The sequence below is a fragment of the Mycobacterium sp. DHQP2018-32-09 genome, assembly GCF_058148405.1.
Genome location: NZ_JBYVYK010000032.1, coordinates 1 through 24,584 on the forward strand (window position 1 = coordinate 1; position 24,584 = coordinate 24,584).

Annotated in this window: 20 protein-coding genes; 9 read left to right on the forward strand and 11 right to left on the reverse strand. The window is 70.3% G+C overall.

Annotated features, from left to right (window positions below):
- On the reverse strand, window positions 1–5,333 hold a 5,333-nt coding region (locus AC30CM_RS16370; protein WP_490117954.1), incomplete at its 3' end, for a fatty acid synthase subunit beta domain-containing protein.
- 851 nt (window positions 5,334–6,184) lie between these two features.
- On the opposite strand from AC30CM_RS16370, the gene AC30CM_RS16375 reads away from it, so the two are divergent.
- Genes AC30CM_RS16375 through AC30CM_RS16390 form a run of 4 tightly spaced genes read left to right on the forward strand, consistent with a single transcriptional unit; the run spans window position 6,185 to window position 10,156 of the window.
- Window positions 6,185–7,303: an ABC transporter ATP-binding protein gene (locus AC30CM_RS16375; RefSeq protein WP_490117955.1), complete on the forward strand. Its 1,119-nt coding sequence runs from the start codon at window positions 6,185–6,187 to the stop codon at window positions 7,301–7,303.
- A complete protein-coding gene (locus tag AC30CM_RS16380; protein ID WP_490117956.1) occupies window positions 7,300–8,496 on the forward strand; it encodes an ABC transporter substrate-binding protein in 1,197 nt (398 codons plus the stop codon). The genes AC30CM_RS16375 and AC30CM_RS16380 overlap by 4 nt, the downstream gene beginning before the upstream one ends.
- Window positions 8,475–9,356: an ABC transporter permease gene (locus AC30CM_RS16385; protein ID WP_490117957.1), complete on the forward strand. Its 882-nt coding sequence runs from the start codon at window positions 8,475–8,477 to the stop codon at window positions 9,354–9,356. Before AC30CM_RS16380 ends, AC30CM_RS16385 begins: the two co-directional genes overlap by 22 nt.
- Window positions 9,356–10,156: an ABC transporter permease gene (locus tag AC30CM_RS16390; protein WP_490117958.1), complete on the forward strand. Its 801-nt coding sequence runs from the start codon at window positions 9,356–9,358 to the stop codon at window positions 10,154–10,156. The genes AC30CM_RS16385 and AC30CM_RS16390 overlap by 1 nt, the downstream gene beginning before the upstream one ends.
- Here the strand turns inward: AC30CM_RS16390 and AC30CM_RS16395 are convergent.
- Window positions 10,153–10,665, reverse strand: a complete 513-nt coding sequence (locus AC30CM_RS16395) for a MerR family transcriptional regulator (protein ID WP_490117959.1) — start codon at window positions 10,663–10,665, stop codon at window positions 10,153–10,155. The genes AC30CM_RS16390 and AC30CM_RS16395 overlap by 4 nt on opposite strands.
- Before the next feature lie 203 nt (window positions 10,666–10,868).
- On the opposite strand from AC30CM_RS16395, the gene AC30CM_RS16400 reads away from it, so the two are divergent.
- Window positions 10,869–12,152: an MFS transporter gene (locus tag AC30CM_RS16400; protein WP_490117960.1), complete on the forward strand. Its 1,284-nt coding sequence runs from the start codon at window positions 10,869–10,871 to the stop codon at window positions 12,150–12,152.
- A gap of 2 nt (window positions 12,153–12,154) precedes the next feature.
- Here the strand turns inward: AC30CM_RS16400 and AC30CM_RS16405 are convergent, their stop codons facing one another.
- Together AC30CM_RS16405 and AC30CM_RS16410 are read right to left on the reverse strand one after the other, a co-directional pair.
- Entirely contained in the window at window positions 12,155–13,198 is a 1,044-nt protein-coding gene (locus tag AC30CM_RS16405) for a TIGR03857 family LLM class F420-dependent oxidoreductase (RefSeq protein ID WP_490117961.1), read from the reverse strand.
- 101 nt (window positions 13,199–13,299) lie between these two features.
- Window positions 13,300–14,484 carry a low temperature requirement protein A gene (locus AC30CM_RS16410; RefSeq protein ID WP_490118011.1) on the reverse strand — a complete coding sequence of 395 codons (1,185 nt, stop codon included), beginning with the start codon at window positions 14,482–14,484 and terminating at the stop codon, window positions 13,300–13,302.
- A 168-nt stretch (window positions 14,485–14,652) separates the two neighbouring features.
- On the opposite strand from AC30CM_RS16410, the gene AC30CM_RS16415 reads away from it, so the two are divergent.
- On the forward strand, window positions 14,653–15,393 hold the full coding sequence (locus tag AC30CM_RS16415) for an IspD/TarI family cytidylyltransferase (protein ID WP_490117962.1): 741 nt from the start codon (window positions 14,653–14,655) through the stop codon (window positions 15,391–15,393).
- On the opposite strand, the gene AC30CM_RS16420 is transcribed toward AC30CM_RS16415, so the two are convergent.
- Both AC30CM_RS16420 and AC30CM_RS16425 read right to left on the reverse strand, forming a co-directional pair.
- Window positions 15,374–16,012, reverse strand: coding sequence for an IspD/TarI family cytidylyltransferase (locus tag AC30CM_RS16420; protein WP_490117963.1), 639 nt, complete (start codon window positions 16,010–16,012; stop codon window positions 15,374–15,376). The two genes, AC30CM_RS16415 and AC30CM_RS16420, sit on opposite strands and share 20 nt — an antisense overlap.
- 20 nt (window positions 16,013–16,032) lie before the next feature.
- Window positions 16,033–17,052, reverse strand: coding sequence for a patatin-like phospholipase family protein (locus AC30CM_RS16425; RefSeq protein ID WP_490118012.1), 1,020 nt, complete (start codon window positions 17,050–17,052; stop codon window positions 16,033–16,035).
- Between the two features lie 77 nt (window positions 17,053–17,129).
- Here AC30CM_RS16425 and AC30CM_RS16430 point away from each other — a divergent pair, with 77 nt between their 5' ends.
- Complete coding sequence (locus AC30CM_RS16430) at window positions 17,130–17,855, forward strand: enoyl-CoA hydratase/isomerase family protein (protein ID WP_490118013.1); 726 nt, start codon at window positions 17,130–17,132, stop codon at window positions 17,853–17,855.
- Window positions 17,856–17,865: 10 nt separating this feature from the next.
- Here the strand turns inward: AC30CM_RS16430 and AC30CM_RS16435 are convergent, their stop codons facing one another.
- The 5 genes from AC30CM_RS16435 to AC30CM_RS16455 all read right to left on the reverse strand — a co-directional run bounded on the left by AC30CM_RS16435 (window position 17,866) and on the right by AC30CM_RS16455 (window position 22,393).
- Window positions 17,866–18,066, reverse strand: a complete 201-nt coding sequence (locus AC30CM_RS16435; protein WP_490117964.1) for a hypothetical protein — start codon at window positions 18,064–18,066, stop codon at window positions 17,866–17,868.
- On the reverse strand, window positions 18,063–19,220 hold the full coding sequence (locus AC30CM_RS16440; protein WP_490117965.1) for a thiolase family protein: 1,158 nt from the start codon (window positions 19,218–19,220) through the stop codon (window positions 18,063–18,065). The genes AC30CM_RS16435 and AC30CM_RS16440 overlap by 4 nt, the downstream gene beginning before the upstream one ends.
- The gene (locus AC30CM_RS16445; RefSeq protein ID WP_490117966.1) at window positions 19,220–20,482 is read right to left on the reverse strand and encodes a CaiB/BaiF CoA transferase family protein; all 1,263 of its coding nucleotides are present in this window, start codon (window positions 20,480–20,482) and stop codon (window positions 19,220–19,222) included. The genes AC30CM_RS16440 and AC30CM_RS16445 overlap by 1 nt, the downstream gene beginning before the upstream one ends.
- Window positions 20,483–20,559: 77 nt before the next feature.
- Window positions 20,560–21,396, reverse strand: coding sequence for a pyridoxamine 5'-phosphate oxidase family protein (locus tag AC30CM_RS16450; RefSeq protein WP_490117967.1), 837 nt, complete (start codon window positions 21,394–21,396; stop codon window positions 20,560–20,562).
- Between the two features lie 100 nt (window positions 21,397–21,496).
- Entirely contained in the window at window positions 21,497–22,393 is an 897-nt protein-coding gene (locus AC30CM_RS16455; RefSeq protein ID WP_490117968.1) for an enoyl-CoA hydratase, read from the reverse strand.
- A 155-nt stretch (window positions 22,394–22,548) separates the two neighbouring features.
- Between AC30CM_RS16455 and AC30CM_RS16460 the strand changes: the two genes are divergently transcribed.
- Window positions 22,549–23,358 carry an alpha/beta fold hydrolase gene (locus AC30CM_RS16460; RefSeq protein WP_490117969.1) on the forward strand — a complete coding sequence of 270 codons (810 nt, stop codon included), beginning with the start codon at window positions 22,549–22,551 and terminating at the stop codon, window positions 23,356–23,358.
- Window positions 23,355–24,533, forward strand: a complete 1,179-nt coding sequence (locus AC30CM_RS16465; protein WP_490117970.1) for a PP2C family protein-serine/threonine phosphatase — start codon at window positions 23,355–23,357, stop codon at window positions 24,531–24,533. Before AC30CM_RS16460 ends, AC30CM_RS16465 begins: the two co-directional genes overlap by 4 nt.
- Window positions 24,534–24,584 lie beyond the last annotated feature (51 nt).

Here is a 24,584-nt window from a genome sequence, read left to right on the forward strand (position 1 = left end):
GCAGGGGCTGCCGCGGGTGTGGCCGCGGCTGCCGGGGCGGCCCCGCTCGGCGCGGCTGCGACGTCGTCGGCCTCCGGCTCCGGGTCGGTGTCGGTGGCGAACAGCACCGCCGCGTCGCGCTCGGAGTTGAGCACCTCGACGGTGCTATGCGAGTACTCCGGCAGCTTGAGCGTGTTGGTCGCCAGGCCCGCGACGGTCGGCGCCGACTTCACGCCGATCTCGACGAAGCGCTCGATGCCCAGACCGCCTGCGGCCTCCTCGATGAAGAGCAGGTCCTGCGTCTCGATCCAGCGCACCGGACTGGCGAACTGCCATGCCAGCAACTCGATCACGACCTTGCGCATCAGCTCCGACGGACGCTCGTTGCGCCAGGTGTCGTAGTCGGCCAGGATCTCGTCGAGCGGCTCGGCCGGGACCAGGTCGCGGATCTCCTGGATGAAGTCACGGTCGAGCGTGAACGGCCGTGGCACCAGGTTGGGGATGTAGCGCCCCACGATCAGCTCCGGATCCTGGTCGCGCGGCATGACGCGCTCCAGCGAGCGGCGGAAGTCGGCGACGCCGACGCGCAGCACCTCGGAGTGGAACGGCACGTCGATGCCGGGCACCAGGATGAACGACCGCTTGCCGCCGCTGATCTCGCGGCGCCGCTCGATCTCCTCCTCGAGGGCCTCCAGACCGCGCACGGTGCCGGCGATGGCGTATTGCGAGCCGCGCAGGTTGAAGTTCACGATCTGCAGGAATTCGCCGGTGCGCTCGGAGATCTCGGCGACGAAGTCGGTGACGTCGTCGTCGTCGAGGTCGATCTGCGAGGGCCGGATGGCGGCCAGCCGGTAGTTGGACCGGCCGTTCTCGTCGCGCGGCACGATGTCGTGCATCTTGGAGCCGCGGTGGAACACGACCTCCAGGAGCGCCTCGAGCTGGTACACGCCCGACACGCACGCCAGTGCCGTGTACTCGCCGACGGAGTGGCCACACGCGATGGCGCCCTCGACGAACGCCCCCTGCTCGCGCATCTCGGCAACCTGAGCCGCCGCCACCGTCGCCATGGCGACCTGGGTGAACTGCGTCAGGTACAGCACGCCCTCGGGGTGGTGGTAGTGCACGCCCGACGCGATCAGGCTGGTCGGGTTGTCGCGCACGACGTGCAGCACGGAGAAGCCCAGCGTCTCCCGCGTGAACTTGTCGGCGGTGTCCCAGATCTTGCGGGCGGCCTTGCTGCGGGCGCGGACCTCCATGCCCATGCCCTTGTGCTGGATGCCCTGACCGGGGAACGCGTAGACGGTCTTGGGCGCGGCCAGCTGCGCGGTGGCAGCCATCACCAGTTCACCGTCGACCTTGGCGCTGACCTCGATGATCTCGGCGCCGCGGTCGATGCCGACGCGGTCGACGCGGAAGTCGATCTCGTCGCCGGGCAGCACCATGCCCAGGAAGCGTGACGTCCAGCCGACCAGGCGGGCGGGCGGGGTGGCCCGGCCGTCGGTGGCCGTGACGACGTGCTGCGCCGCGGCCGAGAGCCACATGCCGTGCACGATGGGCGTCTTGAGACCCGCCAGCAGCGCGGCGGCGCGGTCGGTGTGGATCGGGTTGTGGTCACCGGAGACCACCGCGAACGCACTCATGTCGGTGGGCGCGGTGACGGTGACGTCACGGCGCCGCCGGCGCGGAGTCTCGGTGGCGTTGTCGGTGATGGCACCGCCGGCGCGCGGCGGATCGGCCAGTTCGGCGCTGCCGCTGCGGCCGCGGATCGCGAACCGCTCGTGCAACTCGGCGACCACCTGACCCGTGGGGTCGGCGATGGTCACCGCGACCGGGATGACGCGGCCGTATTCGGTGTCGGTCGCCGCGGAAGCCGTTGCGGTGACCGTCAATTCGGCCTTGTCCTTGGGCAGCGGCGCCAGCAGGTGCGCGGCGTGGTCCAGGTGGACCAGGCTCAGCAGGCCCTCGACGACGGGGAAGCCCGCCTCCGTGGTGGCCGACCCGATGACGGAGAACACGGCGGGCCAGCAGCTGCCGACCAGCGCGTCGGGCACCAGCGTCAGGCCGGGCGCCAGCGGGGCGCCGAACGTCGCGGTGACGCCGGTGTGATCGGCGACCTCTTCCGGATCCCACGCCACGGTGACCGTGGTCGAGTCATTCTCCACACGCGGAAGCGCTTCCGGCCCTTCGACGTTCGCGGCGATCGCGAGCACCGACCGCATGGCCTCCGAGGCGTCCTCGGTGGTCACCACGGGCATGCCACCGTCGACGGTCGCCGTCGGCAGCGTGAACTTGATGGTGATCCAGATGTCCGACAGCGGCACGCTCAGCGTCACCGCCGCAGCGCCTTCCCCGGGTCGCTCCGCTCCTGCCTGCCGAGCCTCCCCGGTCAGCTCCAACCTCGCACCCGTCGACGGGTGGGTCGCGCTGCGGTTCTGGTTGACCTGCCATTCGCTGGGCGCGCCGATGCGGTGCACGGGGTTGATCGCGGTGCGCCCCGCCCACAGCACGTCGGGCGAGTCGAGCACGACCGCGAGGGGGCCGGTGACGTCGGCGCGCGCCTGCCGGCGCGAGACCACTGGTACGGGCTGGCCGCCCGCGGCCACGACGTCGTCGATGGCCGCCTTCTCGAAGCGGTCCAGCAGCTCACCGACGGGCTCGTCGACGCGGGTGATGCCCGCGACGGCCTGGGTGCCCGGGATGATGCACACCTGGTCGGCGGTGTAGCGGGCGTCGTGGGCCTGCCACAGGGAGTCGCTGCGCCACCAGCGACGCACGTCCTTGTCGATGACGGGGACGAAGTTGACGGGCTTGCCGAGCGTCTTGCACAGCGTGATGAAGAACGGGACGTCGGCGGGGTGCAGCTTGACGGTCGCGGCGTCGGGATAGCGCTCGAGCAGGGCGCCGATGGCCCGCTGCGGGTCCTCCAGCAGCGCCTCGCCCTCGGCGTCGGCGCCGAACAGCGTGGGGATGGGACCCGAGTCGGCGGGGTGCAGGCGCGCCTCGGTGCGCTTGAGCATCTCCTCGAACCGGTCACGCCAGCTGACGTCGAGCCAGGGCGAGCCCGTCTTCTTGGTGTCGGCGGTGCTGGAGCCGTCGCCGATGGCCAGTTCCACGTAGCGGTTCAGCCATTCCAGGAACGTCATCTCGGCGACGTCGCCGAAGTACGGCTTGGCGGTGACGGCCATGGCGGCGATGATCTCGTCGCGGCGCGCGGCGACGGCGTCCCCGTCGCCGGCGACCTCGTCGAGCAGGCGGCCGCAGCGCGATGCCGCGTTGTCGATCTCGTGGATGTCGGCACCGAGCTGGCTGCGCCCGGAGGCCATGCCACCCTGGGCCCGTCCTGCGCCCACCCAGGTGTCGGTGCCGGTGGTCTCGACCAGCATCTGCTTGACCGCGGGCGAGGTGGTGGCCTCGAGCGTCGCCATGGCGGCGGTACCCACCAGGATGCCGTCGACCGGCATGAGCGGGAAGCCGTACTCCGTGGCCCAGCGCCCCGACAGGTACTCGGCGGCCCGCTCGGGCGTGCCGATGCCACCGCCGACGCAGATGGTCAGGTTGGGCGTGCGGCGCAGGTCGCCGTAGGTGCTGACGAGGAGGTCGTCGAGGTCTTCCCAGGAGTGGTGACCGCCGGCGCGGCCGCCCTCGATGTGCACGATGATCTCGCGGTCGGGCACCTCGGCGGCGATCTTGATGACCGACTTGATCTGATCGACCGTGCCGGGCTTGAAGCACACGTGTGTGATGCCGATGCCGTTGAGTTCCTCGATGAGGGCGACGGCCTCCTCGAGTTCGGGGATGCCCGCGGTGACGACGACGCCGTCGATGGGGGCACCGGACTGGCGGGCGCGCTGCACCAGGCGCTTGCCGCCCAGCTGCAGCTTCCACAGGTAGGGATCGAGGAACAGCGAGTTGAACTGGATGGCGCGGCCGGGTTCGAGCAGCTGGGTCAGCTCCTCGATGCGGGCGTCGAAGATCGGCTCGGTGACCTGGCCGCCACCGGCGAGCTCGGCCCAGTGACCGGCGTTGGCGGCCGCAGCGACGATCTTGGCGTCGACGGTGGTGGGCGTCATGCCGGCCAGCAGGATCGGCGAGCGCCCGGTGAGGCGGGTGAACTTGGTGGACAGCTTCACCGAACCGTCGGGCAGGGTGACGGTGGACGGGGCGTAGCTCGACCACGCGGGCGGCACCTCGGGGGCGGCGCCGACGGTGAACAGGTTGCGCTGGCCCGCGCGGGTGGCGGCGGGCACGATGCCGACGCCGAGGCCGCGGATCACGGGCGCCGTGAGACGCGTGAGGGTGTCGCTGGGGCCCAGGTCGATGATCCACTTGGCGCCGGCGTCGTGCAGGCGCTCGACCTCGGCCACCCAGTCGATGGGCTTGACGAAGATCGACTCGGTGAAGTGGTGGGCCAGCTCGGGGTCGATGCCGGTGCGGGCGGCCCAGCGGTCGACGACCTCGACGCCGTCGGCCAGGCGCGGGGTGTGGAAGCCGACCTCGACCTGGATGCCGTTGAAGACCGGCGCGAAGACGGCGCCACCGCGGGTCTTGTTCTTGCGCTCGGCCTCTTCCTTCTCGGTGATCTTGCTGCAGTACAGCTCGAAGCGGGCCAGCTGCTCGGGCGTGCCGGTGATGACCACCGAACGCCGTCCGTTGCGGATGGACAGCACGGGCGGGAGCACCGTGCGGACGTCCTTCGAGAAGTCCTCGAGGAGTTCGGCGATGCGGTCGGGCTCGGCGTTGGTGACCGACACCATCGGCGACTTGTCGCCGCGGCCCACCATGCCGCGTCGTCGGGAGACCAGCGAGCCGGCCGCCCCGATCAGCTGCAGCAGGGCCAGCAGTTCGGCGTCGCGGGCGCCGGCCGCTTTGAGCGATTCGACCGCGACGATGCCCTGCGAGTGGCCGGCCATGGCCACCGGCGGCGTGCCCTGCAGATCGAGACCCTGGCGCGACACGGCGCGGATGGCGGCCATCTGTGCCAGCAGGATGCCCGGGCCGGAGATGGCGGCCGTGGTGAGTTGCTTGGCGGTGGGCAGCGGCTCCTCGGCGGCCAGCGCGCGCACCCACTGCATGGGTTCGAAGCCGACGGGGCGCACGACGACGAGTTCGCGGGCGACGGGCTCCAGCAGCAGTGCGGCCTCGCCGACGACCTCGCTGAGTTCGGACTCGATGCCCGCCGAGCTGATCAGCTCCTCGAGGTTCTCGAGCCAGTTGCCACCCTGTCCACCGAAGGCGACGGCGTAGGGCTCACCGGCGTTGAGGAGGTCGACCAAGGCGTGGGCGCCGTGGGTGGCGGCCGACCGCGTGTCGGCGTCGCGGCCTGCGGTGATCCGGTCGTGTTCGTTGATCGTCACGTCTTGCCATCTCCTCTTGCGCTGGTGCGCGTGTCGCTGATCTGCGGCATTCGTCTCGGCTGTGGGCCTCGCTGCTCCGCGAGGTGGGCGATTCGGCGTCGAATCTGGCTGACTCCGCCGGTCTGCGAACGTCGCGGATCGGCGTTGGGGACGCGCTCCGGGCTCGCGCGCGGCGAGTCTGGCGTACGGGTCAGCCCCAGTAAGAGTGTCATAAGAGACGGACTCAGTTTCGGGCCCTAAATGGTTACTGGCGAGTTCTACGCTCGGGTAACCGGGAATTGGGTAACGCGCCGTTCAGAACCGTCGCGAAACTTCCGGGACAAATGTCCTGTTGGCGGATGGTTACGGTCGAGTAGCCCTAACGACGCAGATCACGGCAGTTCCGTTATCGAATCGTTATGTTCAATTTTCGAGTCCGTCATGAACGCCAAAGCGTCGCGACGGACGCGACAGTGCTGCCGCCGGTGTCTACCCGCTCACCCCCTACGGCCACGAAAGTTTGCTGAGCGTACTTACTGATCGGTAAGTTTCGGCGCCCTGAACGGGTCCCGGGCCGCCGGAGGTGCGGCGCGTCCACACCGTCCCCACCGTCCAGACCGTGCACACCGTCCGTCCGCACCGTCCGCACCGTCCGCACCCGCACCACCCCGTCTTGCCGCCGTCGGTCCCCAGCGGGTGCGCGGGTCGGCGGCGGGACCCGGCCGAGGAGCCCCGGCTGAGGAGACCCGGCTGAGGAGACCCAGCTGAGGAGACACTGTGACGCGATCTGCGGAAACCCGCGCCCGATTACGAAGGCGTTGCGGAATCCGCGACTTCGCTGCACTCCGGCGGATGAATTCATAGGATCAGCCATGCCTTCCGGACGGGCCGCAGCGCCACGGAATCCCGCGACCGCGCCCGTCGCCCCACCGCAGATCGAGTTGCGCGGGGTGCGCAAGGTGTTCAAGGACCGCGGCGCCGGCTCGGCCGGGTCCGAGACCGTCGCGGTCCACGGCGCCGATCTGACCGTGTACGACGGCGAGCTGTTCGCGATCCTCGGCCCCTCCGGATCGGGCAAGACGACGGTGCTGCGGATGATCGCGGGGTTCGAGGAACCCACCGCGGGCACGATCCTGCTGGGCGGCCGGGACGTGACCGGCGTGGGTGCCCGGGATCGCGACGTCAACACCGTCTTCCAGGACTACGCCCTGTTCCCGCACATGACCGTCGCCCAGAACGTCGAGTACGGCCTGAAGGTGAAGGGCGTCGGACGGTCGGAGCGGCGTGCCCGCACGTCCGAGGCACTCGACATGGTGCGGCTCGCAGACTTCGGTCCGCGCAAGCCCGCGCAGCTCTCCGGAGGGCAGCGCCAGCGCGTCGCCCTGGCCCGCGCACTGGTCGGGCGCCCCAAGGTGCTGTTGCTCGACGAGCCGCTCGGCGCGCTCGACCTCAAACTGCGCGAGCAGATGCAGGTCGAACTGAAGGCGATCCAGCGCGAGGTCGGCATCACGTTCGTGATCGTCACGCACGACCAGGACGAGGCGTTGACGCTGTGCGACCGTCTCGCGGTGTTCAACGACGGCCGCATCGAGCAGGTCGGCGGCGCCCACGACGTCTACGAGCGGCCCGTCAACCGGTTCGTCGCCGACTTCGTCGGCACGTCGAACGTGTTCGACGGCGCCGCCGCGCACACGCTGCTGGGTCGCGACGGGGCCTACGCCATCCGACCCGAACGCATCTCGGTGCTGACGGCCGGTGAGGCGCCCGCGCCCGGCACCCGCACCGCCCAGGCGACCGTCGCGGAGGTCATCTACTCCGGTGCCACCACCCGCGTCGCCGCCGTCACCGCACCCGGCATGACGATCACCGCGACGGTCCTGAGCGCGGCGTCGGCACTGCCCACCGAACTCGCACACGGCATGCCCGTGACGCTCGCCTGGCGCGACGACGCCGTGCACGACCTGTCCATCGATCCCAAGGAGAGTTCATGAAGACCCGAGCCATCCGGACGTGCTTCGCGTTGACGGCCTGCGCGGCGGTCGTGGCCGCCTGTTCGGGGTCCTCCGACGGCGGGGGCGGCGGGGGCGGCGAGAAGCCGCCCGAGGTGCCGCAGGCACAGTCGGTGGGGCAGACCGAGGGTGAGCTGAACCTCATCGCGTGGGCCGGCTACGCCGAGAACGGGTCCAACGACGCCAACGTGAACTGGGTGACGCCGTTCGAACAGCAGACGGGCTGCAAGGTCAACGTCAAGATCGGCAATACGTCCGACGAGATGGTGCAGTTGATGAGAACCGGCCAGTACGACGGGGTCTCGGCGTCGGGTGACGCCACGCTGCGGCTGATCTACGGCGGCGACGTCGCGCCGGTCAACACGTCGCTGGTGCCGAACTACGAGACCATTGCACCGTTCCTGAAGGACCGGTCGTGGAATTCGGTCGGCGGCCAGATGTACGGCATCCCCCACGGGTGGGGCGCGAACCTGCTGATGTACAACACCCAGGTCGTCACCGACGCCCCGAACTCGTGGAGTGCGGTGTTCACCGACGCGGGCAAGTACAAGGGCAAGGTGACCGCCTACGACTCCCCGATCTACATCGCCGATGCCGCCCTCTTCCTGTCGAAGACCAAGCCGGAGTTGAAGATCGAGGATCCGTATTCGCTGAACTCCGAGCAGTTGGACGCCGCCGTCGACCTGCTCAAGGCGCAGCGCGAGAACATCGGTGAGTACTGGTCGGACTACACCAAGGAGGTGCAGGCCTTCGAGTCGGGGACGTCGGTCATCGGAACCTCGTGGCAGGTCATCGCGAACACCATCGGTTCGGACAACAAGGTGCAGGTGAACACCGTGCTGCCCAAGGAGGGTTCGACGGGATGGTCGGACACCTGGATGGTGGCGGCCAAGGCGGCTCACCCCAACTGCATGTACAAGTGGATGGACTGGATCACCTCCCCCAAGGTCAACGCCCAGGTCGCCGAGTACTTCGGCGAGGCGCCGGCGCAGACCAAGGCGTGTGAGTTCACCGCGCAGAAGGACTTCTGCGACATCTTCCATGCCACCGACTCGCAGTACGCGGATCAGATTCACTACTGGACGACGCCGCAGCAGCAATGCGTCGACGGCAAGGGCGACGACTGCACGACCTACGACGAGTGGGTCGACAAGTGGCAGCAGATCAAGGGGTGACGACGGCCGCACCCGCAGCCGCGTCACGCCCGGTGCGGCTGGGCCGCAGGGTGGCCTTGGCCGTCCTGTTGGCCCCGCCGCTCGCCTGGTTGGGTGTGGCCTATCTGGGTTCGATTGCCGTCCTTCTGGTCTCGGCGTTCTGGACACGCAGTTCGTTCACCGGCGCGGTGATCCACGAGGTGACCACCGCCAACGTGGTGCGCGCGTTCACCGACGCGTTGTTCCGCGCCGTCACGCTGCGCACCATCGGCGTGGCGCTGCTGGTGACCGTGCTGTGCGCCGTGCTGGCGGTGCCGTTGGCGCTGTTCATGGCCAAGGTGGCCAGACCGCGGATGCGGTTGGTGCTCGTGGTGGCGGTGACCACCCCGCTGTGGGCCAGCTATCTGGTCAAGGCCTACGCGTGGCGCATGCTGCTGTCCCCCGAGGGACCGCTGCACTGGGCCACCGGATACTCCCCCGGTTACGGGTTGGTCGCCACCGTCGTCACGCTGACCTACCTCTGGCTGCCCTACATGATCATCCCGGTGTTCGCCGCCTTCGACCGGTTGCCCGACGCGCTGTTGGACGCCAGTGCCGACCTCGGCGCCTCGGACTGGTCGACCATGCGGATGGTGATGGCCCCCATGGTGTTTCCCGGAATCGCGGCCGGTTCGATCTTCACGTTCTCACTGTCGCTCGGCGACTACATCGCCGTGACCATCGTCGGCGGCAAGAGCCAGCTGCTGGGCAACGTGATCTACGGCCAGCTGGTGACGGCGAACAACCAACCGCTGGCGGCCGCGCTGTCGATGATCCCGCTGTTGGCCATCGTCGTCTACCTGTTCGCCATGCGCAGGACCGGCGCCTTGGAGAACGTCTGATGCTCGGTCGCCCCGCCCGGCGTGCCCTGCGCGCCTGGACCCTGTTGGTGCTGGCGTTCCTGTACGCGCCGCTCATCCTCGTCGTGATCAACGCGTTCAACGCCTCCAAGACGTTCGCGTTCCCCCCGGACGGATTCACGCTGCAGTGGTGGCGGGCGGCGATGAACAGCGAGGGCATGTGGACGTCGCTGGGCAACTCCGTTCTCGTCGGGCTGGCCGCGACGGCGCTGGCCCTGGTGCTGGGCACCATGGCCGCGTTCGCCGTGCAGCGCTTCGAGTTCTTCGGGCGCAACACCGTCAGCTTCCTCGTCGTCCTGCCGATCACGCTGCCCGGCATCGTGACCGGCATCGCGCTCAATGCCACGTTCACCTCGGCGCTGGGTCTCACGCTCGGCCTCGCCACGGTCATCGTCGGGCACGCGACGTTCTGCATCGTCATCGTGTTCAACAACACCCAGGCCCGGCTGCGGCGACTCGGGACGAACCTGGAGGACGCATCCGCCGATCTGGGGGCGTCGACGTGGCAGACGTTTCGCTACGTCACCTTCCCGATGATGCGGGGCTCGCTCGTCGCCGGCGCGATCTTGGCCTTCGCGCTGAGCTTCGACGAGGTGGTGGTGACGACGTTCACGGCCGGGGCCTCCGTGCAGACCCTGCCGATCTGGATCTTCGGAAACCTGTTCCGGCCCAACCAGGCTCCGGTGATCAACGTGGTGGCCGCCGCGTTGACGCTGGTGGCGGTGGTACCGGTGTGGTTGGCACAGCGCTTCGGCGGGGATCCCGCGGGCACCAGGGTCTAGGGTGCCGGGGCCTGGGCGTGCGCGGACTTGCTGCGGTCGGCCACCACGTCGGCGACCTCGAGCACGGCCCGCACGGCGGCCACCGGATCACGGGCCGCGGCCACGACGTCGGCGAGCGCCCGGTTGCTGAACACCACCGCGCCGTCGACGACGTCGGCCAACCCCAGTTGCCGGAGCCGCCGCACCTCCGCGCCTGCGGGATCCAGGCCGCTGGGCTCGGGTGCGCCCCGGGGGGCGACGGCGAACACCCCATCGGCCAGCCCCAGCACGACGCTCAGATCGTGGCCACCGCGTACACCGGCGATGAACTCCGCGATGTGGGCGGTGCTGAACCCGCGGCCGAGCAGCCGCGTGATGGCGTGCAGCTGTCCCAGGTGGTGGTCGCCGTAGAACGCCGAACGTCCTTCGCGGCGCGGCGGGTCGAGCAGACCGCGTTCGCGATAGGCGCGGATGTTGCGCGCGCTGACGCCGGAGAGGGCGGCCAGGTCGTCCAGCCGGTAGTCCGTCATCCCGTCACCTCCGCGTCCGGCTCGATTTCCCGACGTGCCCGTCGGCAACCATTGCTGCACACAGTGTAGACGCCGACTACTGCCCCGCGACCAGTCGCGCATCGTCGTCGCTCGACGTCGGATCGAGATTTCAGCGAACTCGCCGCGAGTGACGTCGTCGCGGTGATTCGCGCACCGGGGCCGCGGTGCGCGACGATCCATCCGTGCGTCCGTGGATCATCTGGGTGACGGGCCTGCTCGCCTACGTCATCGCCGTGCTCGATCGCACGACGCTGGGGGTGTCCGGCCTGGCTGCCGCCGACCGGTTCGCGGCGGGCCCGGCCCTGCTCTCGACCTTCGTCGTGCTGCAGGTGGTCGTGTACGCGTGCGCCCAGGTCCCCGCCGGCGTCCTGCTGGATCGGTATGGCTCGCGGGTGTTGATCGTCGCAGGCGGCACGTTGATGGCCACGGGGCAGTTGACCATGGCACTGACGTCGTCGCTGCCGTTGGCCATCGGCGCCCGCGCCATCGTGGGACTGGGCGACGCCGCGACGTTCATCTCCGTCCTGCGGTTGGTGCCGCACTGGTTCCCGCCGGCCCGCGTGCCGCTGCTGACCCAGCTGACGGGCATCTGCGGTCAGCTCGGACAGGTGCTCTCGGCATTGCCCTTCCTCGCCGTGCTGAGCGGCGCCGGCTGGGCGACGGCGTACGTGTCGGTGGCCTCGTTCGGCGTGCTGGCGACGGTGCTGGTGCTCGCGCTGGTGCGCGACACTCCCCACGGCCGGGTGGTCACGGCCGAGACCATGACCGTGCGCGCCACCCTGGCGAGCGTCAAGACGGTGTGGCTGCGGCCGGGCACCCGGCTCGGCTTCTTCACCCACATGGGCACGCAGTTCTCGGTGACGGTGTTCGCGTTGATGTGGGGTGTGCCCTACGTGACCGTGGCGCAGAGGCAGTCCGCTGCCGTCGCGGGCGGGCTCCTGACGGTCTCGGTGGCGACCGCGATCGCGGCCGGGATCTCGCTGGGGTTGCTCACCGCGCGGTTCCCGCACCGGCGGTCGTGGTTCGTGTTGGCGATCATCGCGGGTAGTGCCATCGCGTGGACCGTGGTGTTGGCACTTCCCGACCGCGCGCCACTGTGGCTGCTGACGGTGCTCGTCGTGGTGATCTCGGTGGGTGGTCCCGGCTCGATGGTCGGGTTCGACTTCGCCCGTACGTTCAATCCGAGTGCCATCCTCGGCACGGCGCAGGGCATGGTGAACATGGGCGGGTTCCTCGCGGCACTGCTGGTCATGCAGGCCATGGGCGCGATTCTCGACGCCATGGGCGGCTACTCGTTCGACTCGTTCCGGACTGCCTGGGCCGCGCAGTACGTCGTGTGGACCGTCGCCGTGATCGGCATCCTGATCACGCGCCGCAAGGCGCGGCGGCTGCTGCGCACGCAGCAGGGATTGTCCCCTGGCGACGGTGACGACCGTTCGCTGCTGGAGTCGTTCGAACCGCGCTGACGCTACCGGTCGCCCGCGCGGTACTCGGCGACGACCGGTGCGAGTTCGGCAGGGGTGGCGCCGTGCATGATGACGGCGTCGGCGCCGTGGTCGAACTCCTCACGCACCCGGGCGGCGCACCGGGCGGGCGATCCGGTGGCGGCGGGTTCCAGCCACTCGTCGGGGATCAGCGTGGCGACGTGTTCGATCTGCTCGGCGGTGGCCACGTGGTCGATGCCGCCCCCGATCGACCGCACCACCGCGTCCTCGCGGAACCGCGTCAGGACGGCCGGGTCCCAGCCGTTCGTCCGCACCAGCAGGTCGCCGTAGCCCTGCAGATAGGTGGCGAGCCGGGCCACGGTCTTCTTCAGCCGCACCTCTTCGGGCAGGTGGTCGCCCACCGTGGCCAGGCACGACCACACCCGGACCGCGGCCGGGTCCCGGCCCGCCCGCTCGGCCGCGTCCTTCACGGTGCGCACCGCGCGCTGCAGTGTCTCCGGGGTGAAGTAGGTGTGCAGGATCACGTCGTCGAACGCACGGCCGCCGAGGGCGAGCGTCTGGGGCCCGAACGCCACGAGGGCCAACCGGATCTCTTCGCGAAAGCCGGCGTCGAGGAACAACACCGGGTACTTGCCCAGCGGGCCGTCGTGGTCGAGCACCACCTCACCGCGCCAGAGCCTCCGCATGACGTGAACGAAGTCCTCCATGGCGGCGGTGGTCACCGGTGGTACGCCGAAAGCCTGGTAGATCGTGGCGATGCCGCGGCCGATGCCGAGGGTGAAGCGGCCACCGGACAGCCGGTGCATCGTGGTCGCCCACGATCCGATGATCAGAGGATGCCGGGTGTTGTGATTGGTTGCGGCCGTGGCGATCTGCATGCGGTCGGTGACGGCGCACGCGGCGCCGACGAGCGAGGCCGCCTCCTTGACGTTCCACCGCTCGGAGATGAATGCGGTGCCGAAGCCCATGTCCTCTCCGTGGCGCGCTTCGTCGACCAGGGCGGCCGGGCCGTCACCGCCCGCACCGGCCAGCAGGTAGTAACCGAGTTCGTCGAGCATCCGGGTCATTGCCACACTCCTTGCCGCGCGGGGCGCATCGGTGTCGGATCAACATACCGCCGGGCAGTAGCGTTCGGATGCAACCGCTTTGGCGTCAGGGGGTCGACGCATCACGCCGCGACGGCGCGTCGACCGATCGCCTCGAACCCCACGACGCTGACCGCGGGGGCCGCGGTCGCGACGAGCAGGCACGCCGCCATGGGCACGCCTGCCATGGCACACCCGACCGCGACGGCGAGGACGGCCGCCGTCAGCAGCGCCAACAGCAGGTGCACCACGCTGCGGGTACGGGTCATGAACCCGTACATCACGAAGACCAGGGCGACGTAGACGGCCACCGGCACCACCACCGAGAACACCGTGCCCACCGCCCCGATCTCCGAATGCCCCTCGACGTAGTAGGCCGCGGCATGCAGCCCGGCGCCGGTCGCGACGATCGCCCCATAGACCGGGATGTGAAGGTAGCCAAAGGTGAACGAACGCTCGCGATGACCATGCAACAGGTCTGCGGCAGGCACCGAGAAGTAGATCCACCACATCCCGAACGTCAGACCCGTACCCGCCGCGACCAGCATCACCGCGTCGGCCGACCACCCCTGCTCGGAGACCACCGCGGTGAGCGACGCCACCGTGCCGACCACACCCTCGCCGAGGGCGATGATCGCCAACAGCCCGTACCGCTCGGCGATGTGATGGGGATGCCACGGGGTACCGCCGCGGCGGGTCTCGGCGAACCACGGCACGGTCAACTCCGCCAGCCCCAGCACCACGAACACGACGAGGCCCGCGACCACCGACAGATGCAGGACGATGGTGGCGATCCACCCGACCTGCACCACCATGATGGCCGTCGCGTAACTCAGGGCGGCCGGCCTGCCCTCCGGGTGCTGCCTCGCCACGCGCAACCACTGCGCCACCAACGCAATCCGCATCACCACGTAACCGGCGACCAGCAGATTGTTGTCGAGGTGTGCGCCATGCTCGATCGACGCGTAGAACGGCGGGATCCCGAGCGCCAGGATCAGCACTCCCACCATCTGCAGCATGGTCAGCAGCCGATACACCCAGTCGTCGGTGTCGTACGCCGAGGCGAACCAGGTGAAGTTGATCCACGCCAGACACACCGCGAACGTCGCGAACAGGAAGGCCACGATCCCCACGCCGACGTGGCCCGCGGCCAGCATGTGCGCCAGCTCGGACGCGGCGATGCCGAACGCGATGACGAACGTCAGGTCGAACAGCAGCTCGAGCGGTGTGGCCACGCGATGCCGCTCGTGCGGATCGCGGCCGCGCATCGGGCGCAGTCGGTGGGCCCGCACGTTCGCGACGTCGGCCCCACGGCCGGGCTCCTCTGCCTGGTTCACCGTTTGGCTCACTCCGGCGCCTCCCTTCGCTGGTCCGCGCCTCGGGCGTTGCCCCAGCCGCCCGATTCACCGTGCGCAGCCGCACGCTAGCGTAAGCCGGTGCCCAGTACCTCGCCCAGGTCACCGCGCCCGCGTGCGGTGGGCGTCGTGTTGGCCGCCGGCATGGGCACCCGGGTGGGAGCCGACGGCAACAAGGCCTACTTGCCGCTGGCCGGCGCCAGCATGGTGTCGTGGTCGGTCACCGCCGTCGCGGACACCCCCGAGATCGACCGCACGGTGCTGGTCTACCGCCGCGGCGAACGCGGCGTCGCCGAACGCATGCTCGCCGCCGAGGTCGCCGGGCACGACGTCGAACTCGTCGAGGGCGGCGACACCCGTCACGGATCGGAATTCAACGTGCTGCGCCACCTGCGCGCCGACATCGAGTCCGGCGCCGTCGACGTCGTGCTCGTTCACGACGCGGCGCGGCCGCTCGCCGGGCCCGACCTGATGTCGGCCGCGCTGCACACCGCCCGCACCTTCGGCGGCGCCATCCCCGGGGTACCCGCAGGCGACGTCGTGCGCGACGACGGGGGCGGCCACCCGGCGGCGGTGTCCGGTCCCCTGGTCCGCGTGCAGACCCCGCAGGCGTTCCGCGCCGCTCCGCTGCTGGCGGCCTACCTCGCCGCCGACGCGGCGGGTTTCGACGGCACCGACACCTCGGCCTGTATCAGACGATTCACCGACGTCGCCGTCCACGTGTTCGCGGGGTCGGCGGGCAACTTCAAGGTGACCTACCCCCACGACGTCGAGATCGCCGCGCACGTGCTCGCCGCCCGGCTCACCGGCGGGTCGCGATGATCGCCTCCAGCAGGGGCACGTCCGCGGGCAACTCGGCCGTCACCGCGTCGGCGTCGCCCGCCACCATCGCCACGCGAACGCCCGCCGCCAGCACCGCCGCGAACTCGTCGCACGATTCGTCGGCTCCGGCCAGCGCCGCCCGCAGCGTCGTCGCCGCGTAGCCCCGCGGGTACTGCACGATCCGCAGCGTCTCCCGGTCCACCGTGTCGCGCACCGCACCCCCGGCGTCGGTCGACTTCACCGTGTCGGTCATCGGCAGCGCCGGTACCGCCACCTCGGCCCCCGCCACCAATCCCGCCAGCACTCGGGCCGCGGTCTCGGCAGAAGCCAGTGGGGCCCGGTGATCACCCACCAGCACCGGCGAAAACCCCTCGACGCCAAGGTGATCCAACGCAAGGGCGAGGCATTGCGCCCGAGTGGCCGGCGGCGGGCACTCCAGCACCGCGACGCCGGGCACGGCCGTACGCACGGCGGCGACGCCACGACCGGCCACCACGACGGTCCGCTCGACGCCGACGCACTCCTGCAGCGCGGACACGACGCGCGCCACCGCCGGCACCCCGGCGACCGGGCTCAGCGCCGCGTCCGCGGTGACGCCGGCGAGGGGTATGACCGCCACGGCCCGCGGCGTCTCGGGCGTCACCGGAACCGTCGCAGGTAGGCATCCCAGTCCCAGCCGGCCAAGAACCGCTGCGCCGCGGCGTACCCGTTGCCGTAGAGCGCCTCGACCTCGGCGTCGGTGATGTCGAAGTCGAGGAAGCCCACCGCCGTGGAGTCGACGCGGATGGCCCGGGCGCTCACCCACGGCTGGTTGAGATAGGCCTGATCGCGTCCCACCAAGACGGTGGTGATCACGTCTTCCAGCAGGTGCGGCGCCCCGATCACCCGCGACACCGGCGGCACCCGCAAGGCCGCGAGCGCCGGGATGACCGCGTCGTTGCCGTCGGGCAGATTCGGCAGCACCGTCACCCCGAAGGTCGGCCACCGGGGCGTCCGGCCGTCGGTGCGGTCCAGCGAGTCGATGGGAAAGTTCGACAGGATGCCACCATCCACCAATTGCGACGTCCGGCCGCCGGCCGAGGTGAGCATGACCGGACGGAAGACGAAGGGAATCGACATCGACGCCCGCACCGCGTCGGCCACGGGCTGCTCGTCCGGATCCAACCCGTACACGCGGCGATAGTCCCACGGCAGTCGCACCAGCTGACCGGTCGTCGTGTCGGCCACCGTGACCACCAACCGGTAACGCTGCTCCGGCGGCAGGTCGTCGTCGTCGAGCGCGAGATCGCCGAACGTGTGGACGCCCAGAGTCGCGAGCTGGCTGCGCACCCAGTCCCTGGCGTAGTCACCGCGGTAGATGCCCGACCCCCGGACCAGCGCCAACGCCGGACCCAGCAGCGGGACACGCTCGACGGGACCCGGATCGAGGAACTTCGAGTAGTCCAGGCCGAGTGCCAGATCCTTGACGTCGGCCCCGGTCATGTCGCCGGTGTGCGAGGCCGCCGCGACCACCGCACCGACGATCGAACCGGCCGAGGTCCCCGACACGCGGCGCGGCGCATACCCGGCGTCCATCAGCGCGACGACGGCACCGACCAATCCGACGCCCTTGACCCCACCGCCGGACAACACGAGATCGGCAGGCTGCACCGTCGCGATGCTACTCTGCGCTACCGCGGAGGCGAATGCCGCACGAGGAGCAGGAATTGGACGACAGTCGCAGGGTCGGTCAGGAGATCGGCCCCGAGGTCGGCCTCGACGTCGAGGACGGGCTGGCCATCATCACGATCGATCGGCCGCACGCCCGCAACGCGATCTCGCTGGCCACGATGGACCTCCTGGACCAGGCGCTCGATGGCGCCGCGGGCTGCCGCGCGCTGGCCATCACCGGGGCGGGTGACAAGGCCTTCGTCGCGGGCGGCGACCTGAAGGAACTCGCGGCCCTGCGCACCGAGGCCGAGGCCGCCGACATGGCGTGGCGCATGCGCACCGTGTGCGACCGCATCGCGAACTTCCCCGGCCCGGTGTTGGCCGCACTCAACGGTCACGCGCTGGGCGGAGGCGCCGAACTGGCGGTGGCGGCCGACATCCGGGTCGCCGCCGACGACGTCAAGATCGGCTTCAATCAGGTGACGCTGGAGATCATGCCCGCCTGGGGCGGCGCCGAACGCCTCGCGGCACTGGTGGGCCGAAGCACGGCGCTGCTGCTCGCCGGCACCGGCATCATCCTGGACGCCGCCGAGGCAGAACGCGCCGGCCTGGTGCAGAAGGTGGTGCCGCGCGCGTCCTTCGACGCCGAATGGCGTTCCCTGGCCACCCGATTGGCTCATCGGGCCGCCGGCGAGGTCAAGCGCGTGGTTGCGGGCGCCACCCCCGAGGAGGCCGTGGCCGCGTTCGCCAAGCTCTGGGTGTCCGACGAACACTGGGAGGCAGCCGGCCGGGTCTTGAACCGGCCGCGGTGATCGTGCGGGTTCAGCGCTTTCGCAGCACGGCAGCCAGCACGCCGAAAAGCACGCAGATGCCCACGGCCGCAGCGAAGATCCCGACCACCAGGTGCCGGCCGTACCCGGTGCGGACGTAAGCCCACCCCTGCAGCCCGCCCGCGAGCAGGGCCAGCAGCCCGAACGCCGTGGCGGCCAGCACCAGCGCGCGGCCTCTGGGCGACGCCGTCACGGCAGCAGTTCCACGATGGTCGCGTTCGCCGTTCCGCCGCCCTCACACATGGTCTGCAGGCCGAAGCGAATCCCGTTGTCGCGCATGTGATGAATCATCCGCGTCAACAGCACCGCCCCGGATGCGCCCAGCGGGTGCCCCAGCGCGATCGCGCCGCCGAGCGGGTTGAGCAATGCCTCGTCGACGCCGGTCTCGGCTTGCCACGCCAGGGGAACCGGCGCAAACGCCTCGTTGACCTCGAACACGCCGATCTCCGACAGCGACAGCCCTGCCCGGTGCAACACCTTCTCGGTGGCCGGGATCGGTGCGGTGAGCATGAGCGTGGGATCGGCACCGCACACCGCGCCCGCCCGGTACCGCACCAGCGGGGTCAGCCCCAACTGCAGCGCATGCTCCGTCGTGGTCACCAGCAGCGCTGCGGCGCCGTCGGAGATCTGCGACGAGTTCCCCGCGTGGATGATGCCGCCGTCCTCGAAGGCAGGTGGCAGGCCGGCCAACCGCGCTGCGGTGGTCCCGCGCCGGATGCCCTCGTCGGCGACGACCGGCGTCGCTGCGGCGTCCCCGTCGCAGAACACCGGCACGATCTGTTCGGTGAACGCGCCGGCGTCCTGAGCCGCCGCCGCGCGCTCGTGCGAGCGCGCCGAGTATTCGTCGAGGCGGCCCCGCGACAGGCCCCACCGCTGCGCGATCCGCTCGGCGGAGACGCCCTGGTTGAACGCGAAGCCGTGGTAGCGGGCAAGCACTTTCGGACCATACGGTTGTCCCGTCGCGCGTGCGGCGCCCAACGGTACGCGACTCATCACCTCGACGCCGCCGGCGACCACGACGTCCTGCTGGCCCGCCATCACGGCGTGGACCGCGAAGTCCAGCGCCTGCTGGCTGGACCCGCAGGCCCGGTTGACCGTGGTGCCGGGCACGTGCTCCGGCCATCCCGCCGCCAGCACCGCGAACCGCGCGATGTTGCTCGACTGGTCACCGACCTGAGACACGCACCCCCACACGACGTCGTCGACGACTTCCGGATCGATGCCCGTGCGCATCGCGAGTTCGTCGAGCACCAGCGCCGAAAGATCCACCGCATGCTGACCGGCCAAGCCTCCGTTGCGCTTTCCGACCGGTGTTCGGACCGCGCCGGCGATCACGGTCTCGCGCATCAGCCCTCGCTCTCCCCCGCCACCGCGGGATGCCCGTCACGGTACGCCGGTCCGAGCACGCCGCGGGCGCGCATGGCAACGAGATCCGAATCGGAGAAGCCCACCTCGCGCAGCACCGCGTCGGTGTGCTGTCCCAGCCCGGGCACCGGGCCCATGGGCGGGGTGTACCCGCCGATCAACGGTGGCGGCAGCAGCGCATCGATGGGCCCGAGCGGCGTGTCGACGCGGCGCCACCGGTCGCGTGCCGACAACTGCGGGTGCACCACGACCTCGGTGGGTCGGTTGAACCGCGCGTTGCCGATGCCCGTTGCGTCGGCGATGCGATGGACGTCAGCCAGATCGTGCTTCCCGCACCATGATCCGATGACCGCGTGCAGCTCCTCGCGGTGCTCGCAACGACGCTGATTGGTGGCGAACCGCGAATCGTCGGCAAGGTCGGGGCGACCGATCACGGCGCGGGCCAAGCGCTGCCACTCCCGGTCGTTGGTCGTGCCCAGGACGACGATCTGCCCATCCCGGGTGGGGAACGCACCGTAGGGCGCCACTGCGGGCGATCCGACACCCAGCGGCTCCTGGTCGGTCCCCGAGTGCTGGGCATGCGTCAGGGCGTACCCCATGACGTCGGTCATCACGTCGAACAGGCTCAGGTGCACCGCCGGCCCCGCCACGCCTGCCGCACCGTTCGACCGGGCGAACAGCAGGGAGAGTACCGAGATCGCGCCGTACAGCCCGGTGCTGACGTCGGCCACGGCGGGACCGGGCTTCGCGGGTGAGCCGGGATGCCCGGTGACGGCGCACGATCCCGTCTCGGCCTGTATCAGCAGGTCGTAGGCACGGCGATGGGACAGCGGTCCCCCGGGACCGTAGCCGTCGATCTCGAGCGGGATGACGTGCGGGTGGCGGGCGGCCAGGTCACCGGCGGCGAGGCCAAGCCGCGCCGCCCCGCCCGGCGCGAGGTTGGACACGAAGACGTCGGCGCGGTCGAGCAACCGGTGCAGCACGTCGCGTCCTTCGGGTGACTTGACGTCGAGTGCCACCGACTCCTTGCCGCGGTTGCACCATACGAAGTGCGCGGCCAATCCGCCGGGACCGTGCACCACGTCGTCATAGTGCCGCGCGAAGTCGCCACCGTCCGGGTTCTCCACCTTGATCACCCGCGCGCCCAGATCGGCGAGAATGCGGGTGCACAGCGGTGCGGCGACGGCCTGCTCCATGGTGACGACCGTGACGCCGGTCAGCGGCGCCGGATTGGATTGCGTCATGGTGCCCACCTGACCACACCGACGTCACCGCATGGCGCCGGACCCGCCGGTGCGTCCGTCCACGAGGCGCTCCGGCGCTACGCAGGCCCGGCGGCCGACACCACGGCCGCGACGTCGACCTCCAGCCGCCGCCCGCCCGCCTCGTCCCACGCCACCCGGGCGGTGCCGTTGACGTGCACGCTCAGCCCCGATTCGACGTCGACGGCCAGCAGCGCCGCCTCGGCGTCGACGGCGAGATTGCCGAAGCTGTTGAACATGTCGTTACCGTCGAAGTCGGCAAACCACAGCTGGTCCGGCGACGTCACGTGCACGAACCCGGGCGGTCCGCCGCGGTGCGACGCATCACTGCCCCGCGTGGGGTGGGTGGTCCCGAGGAAGATCGTGTCGGCACCCGCGAACGACGCCGCCTCGCGTGGGCCGAGCGAGGACGACGTCCGCACGTCCACCGGCGCCGTCAGCGCCGCCACCCGCGGCCGACGGCGGTGAATGTACTTGGGGCAGTTGCCATACGCTTGATCGGCTCGGATCTCCAGTCCAGCATCGTCGGACATGGTCAGGGCGCCGTTGACGCGCAACCGCCGTCGCGCCGCGAAGTCGATGGCGATGAGTCCGACGGCCTGCCCGGCGGGCAGGCCGTGCAACGGGTCACCGCAGCGCGGCTGGGCGTCGACGCGCAGCCGTACGTCATCGAGCGCGCGCAGGAATCCGGCCTCCGCCACCACCGGTGACGTCCACAGTCGGCCGGCGCGGTCACGTCCGGTGAGAACCGCGAAGGTCTGGGACGCAAGGAACCTCGCTGCGCCGCCCGACAGATCCGCAGGCAGCAGCATGGGTTCCAGCCGCTTGGCCGCGTGCTCCACCCCGGCGAGCCGCTGCACCGCGAGTTCTCCCTCGTGAAATCCCCACGTGGTCATGCCCGACCCTTCCGCCCGCTGCGCCCCGCCGCTACAACCCCCACCGCCACGGGCACATTCCCCTGGACGCCGACTGCTGGTGGCCCATCTGCTCGGGTGACTAGGGCGTGGCGCCGTCGGCCGGCTTGACCTTCGGCGCATCACGCCAGTGCGGGACGCCGTCGGATTCGTCGGCCACCGGGAACCCGCCGCCATGGGTCATGGCCCAGTGGGCGTGGTTGAGCTGGTGCATCGAGAAGCAGGCGTTCAGCGCATTGTGGAATCCCATGTTGTCCTGCGTCTGGTTGACCGACTCCTTGACGAGCAGCGCGGCCATGGTCGGTACGCGGGCGATGCGGCGCGCGAATTCCAGCGTCCGATCGGCCAGTTCGTCGGCCGGGAAGACCTTCGAGACCATGCCCAGCGCGTGCGCCTCCTGCACCGTCATGGAGTCACCGGTGAGCATGAGTTCCTTGGTCTTGCGGGGACCGAATTCCCATGGGTGGGCGAAGTACTCGACGCCACACATGCCCAGCCGGGTGCCGACGACGTCGGCGAAGTGGGTGTCGTCGGCGGCGACGATCAGGTCGCACGCCCACATCAGCATGAGCGCCGCGGCGTACACGTCACCATGCACCTGTGCGACGGTGATCTTCCGCAGGTCACGCCACCGCCTGGTGTTCTCGAAGAAGTAGTGCCACTCCTGCAGCATCAACTTCTCCGCACCCTTGCGGGTCGCTCCGTTCTCGCGGAACGTCGGATGCTGCTCGGGCCCCGGCTTGAACTCCGACATCATCACCGTCGACCCCAGGTCGTGACCCGACGAGAACATGGGCCCGTGTCCGCCGAGGATGACCACGCGGACGGCATCGTCGGCCTCGGCGCGCAGGAACGCGTCGTTCAGTTCGACCAGCAGGCCCCGCTGCTGGGCGTTGCGCTGCTCGGGACGGTTGAGCATGATCCGCGCGATCGTGCCCTCGTCGAGGGTTTCGTAGGTGACGAAGCGGTAGTCGGCCATGGCTGGCACTGTATTTTCTTTCGCCACCCGATTTCCGCGCCGCCCGATCTTCCCGCCGCCCGATCTTCCCGCCGCCCGGAATCCTCCCGTCCCGCGAACCGACCGGCAACGCCGAGCGGCGACGGCGACGCTGACCAGGGTGTCAGAATGTCGCCATGGAGGTGTTCGCGCGCAACAACGTCACCGTGCTGGGCGACGAGGGGCCCACCCTCGTGCTCTCGCACGGTTTCGGCTGCGACCAGAACATGTGGCGCCCCCTCGTCGAACGCCTCCGCACCCGGTACCGCCTGGTGCTCTTCGACCACGTCGGCTGCGGCGGGGCGGACCCCTTGGCGTGGGATGCCGCCAAGTACTCCTCGCTGCAGGGATTCGCCGACGACGTCGTGGACCTGATGGACGCACTCGAGGCCGACGTCCTCGACGCCCCCGGCGTGACGTTCGTCGGCCACTCGGTGTCAGCCATGATCGGCGTGCTGGCCGCCAACGCCAAGCCGGCGTCGTTCGACGCGTTGGTGCTGGTCACGCCGTCGCCGCGGTACGTCGACGACGGCGACTACCGCGGCGGCTTCTCCGCAGCCGACATCGACGAACTCCTCGAATCGCTGCACAGCAACTACCTCGGCTGGTCTCAGACGATGGCCCCCGCCGTCGCCGGCATCGACCGGCCCGACCTGCAGCGGGACTGGGTGGCCACCTTCTGTCGCAACGACCCGGCGCACTCCGAGGTGTTCGCCCGCGCCACGTTCCTGGCGGACAACCGGGCCGACCTGCCCCGCGTCACGGTTCCCACGCTGATCATCGAGAGTGCACAGGACGCGATCGCACCCCGGGAGGTCGGCGCGTACGTGCACGCCCACGTGCCGGGCAGCCGTCTGGTCACCCTCGACTCCGTCGGCCACAGTCCCCACACGAGCCATCCCGACGCCACCGCCGCGGCGATCCTGGACTTCCTCGACACCCGATGACTCCCGACGACGCTCCCGCGACGGCCCCGATGGACACCGAGGACTTCTGGGAGCATGCGCCGTGTGGACACGTGGTGGCATCGCCGGAGGGCCGGATCGTGCGCGCCAACGCGACCCTCGCCGCGTGGCTGGGTCATCCCCGCGAGGCCCTGCGGGGCCGGTTGCTCACCGATCTGATGACCGTCGGCAGCACCATCCACTACGAGACCCACTTCGGACCGCTGCTGCGGCTCAGCGGCGAACTCAGCGGCGTCACCCTGGACTTCGTCACCGCCGATGGCCGCAGGCTGCCGATCTTCGTGACCGCCAACGTCAAGCGGGCACCCGACGGCACGGTCGAGTCGATGCGCGTCACCGCCCAGGACGCCAGCGACCGGCGCGCCTACGAACGGGAGTTGCTCCGCGAACGGCGGCGCGCCGAACGGGAACAGGCCCAGACCCGTGCGCTCGCCGACACCCTGCGCATGGCACTGCTGCCGCCGTCGTTGTCGCAACCCGAGGGTCTGCAGGCCGCCGAGCACTACCACCCGGCGTCGCCGCACGAGATCGGCGGCGACTTCTACGACCTGTTCCCGCTGTCGCGCAGCACCTGGGGATTCTTCCTCGGCGACGTCGCGGGCAAGGGCGTGGACGCCGCCGTGCTGACCGCACTGACGCGCTATGCGCTGCGGACCGCGGCGACGCTCGACGACGATCCCGTGGAGGTCCTCCACGCGCTCGACGCCGTGCTCGACAACGCCCCGGGGCGCAACAGCACGCGCTTCTGCACCGTGCTGTACGGACGAATCGCAGCCAGGGACAACGCCTTTCAGGTCGAGATGAGCAGCGGCGGACATCCACCGCCCCTGGTGCTGCGTGCCGACGGCAGCGCCGTCTACGCCGACACCATCGGCGGTCAGGCCGTGGGCATGATCCGCAACCCGCGCTTCGTCTCCACCCGGTTCACCCTGCACCCCGGGGACACCCTGCTGCTCTATTCCGACGGCCTGACCGAGGCCCGCACCGGCCCGCGCGAACGTTTCGACGACACCGGGGCGCTGCTCGACTTCGCCCGGGCCCACTCCCCCTCCACGGCCGAGGAGATCGTCGGCGCCATCCGCGATCTCATCACCCGCCTGGGATCCGGCGTCCAGGACGACGCGGCCGTGCTCGCGCTGAGCGTCCCGCGGGATTGACCGGCCGACGCCGGGCCGGCACCCGCAGCGACGGTTCGCCGCGCCCCGCGA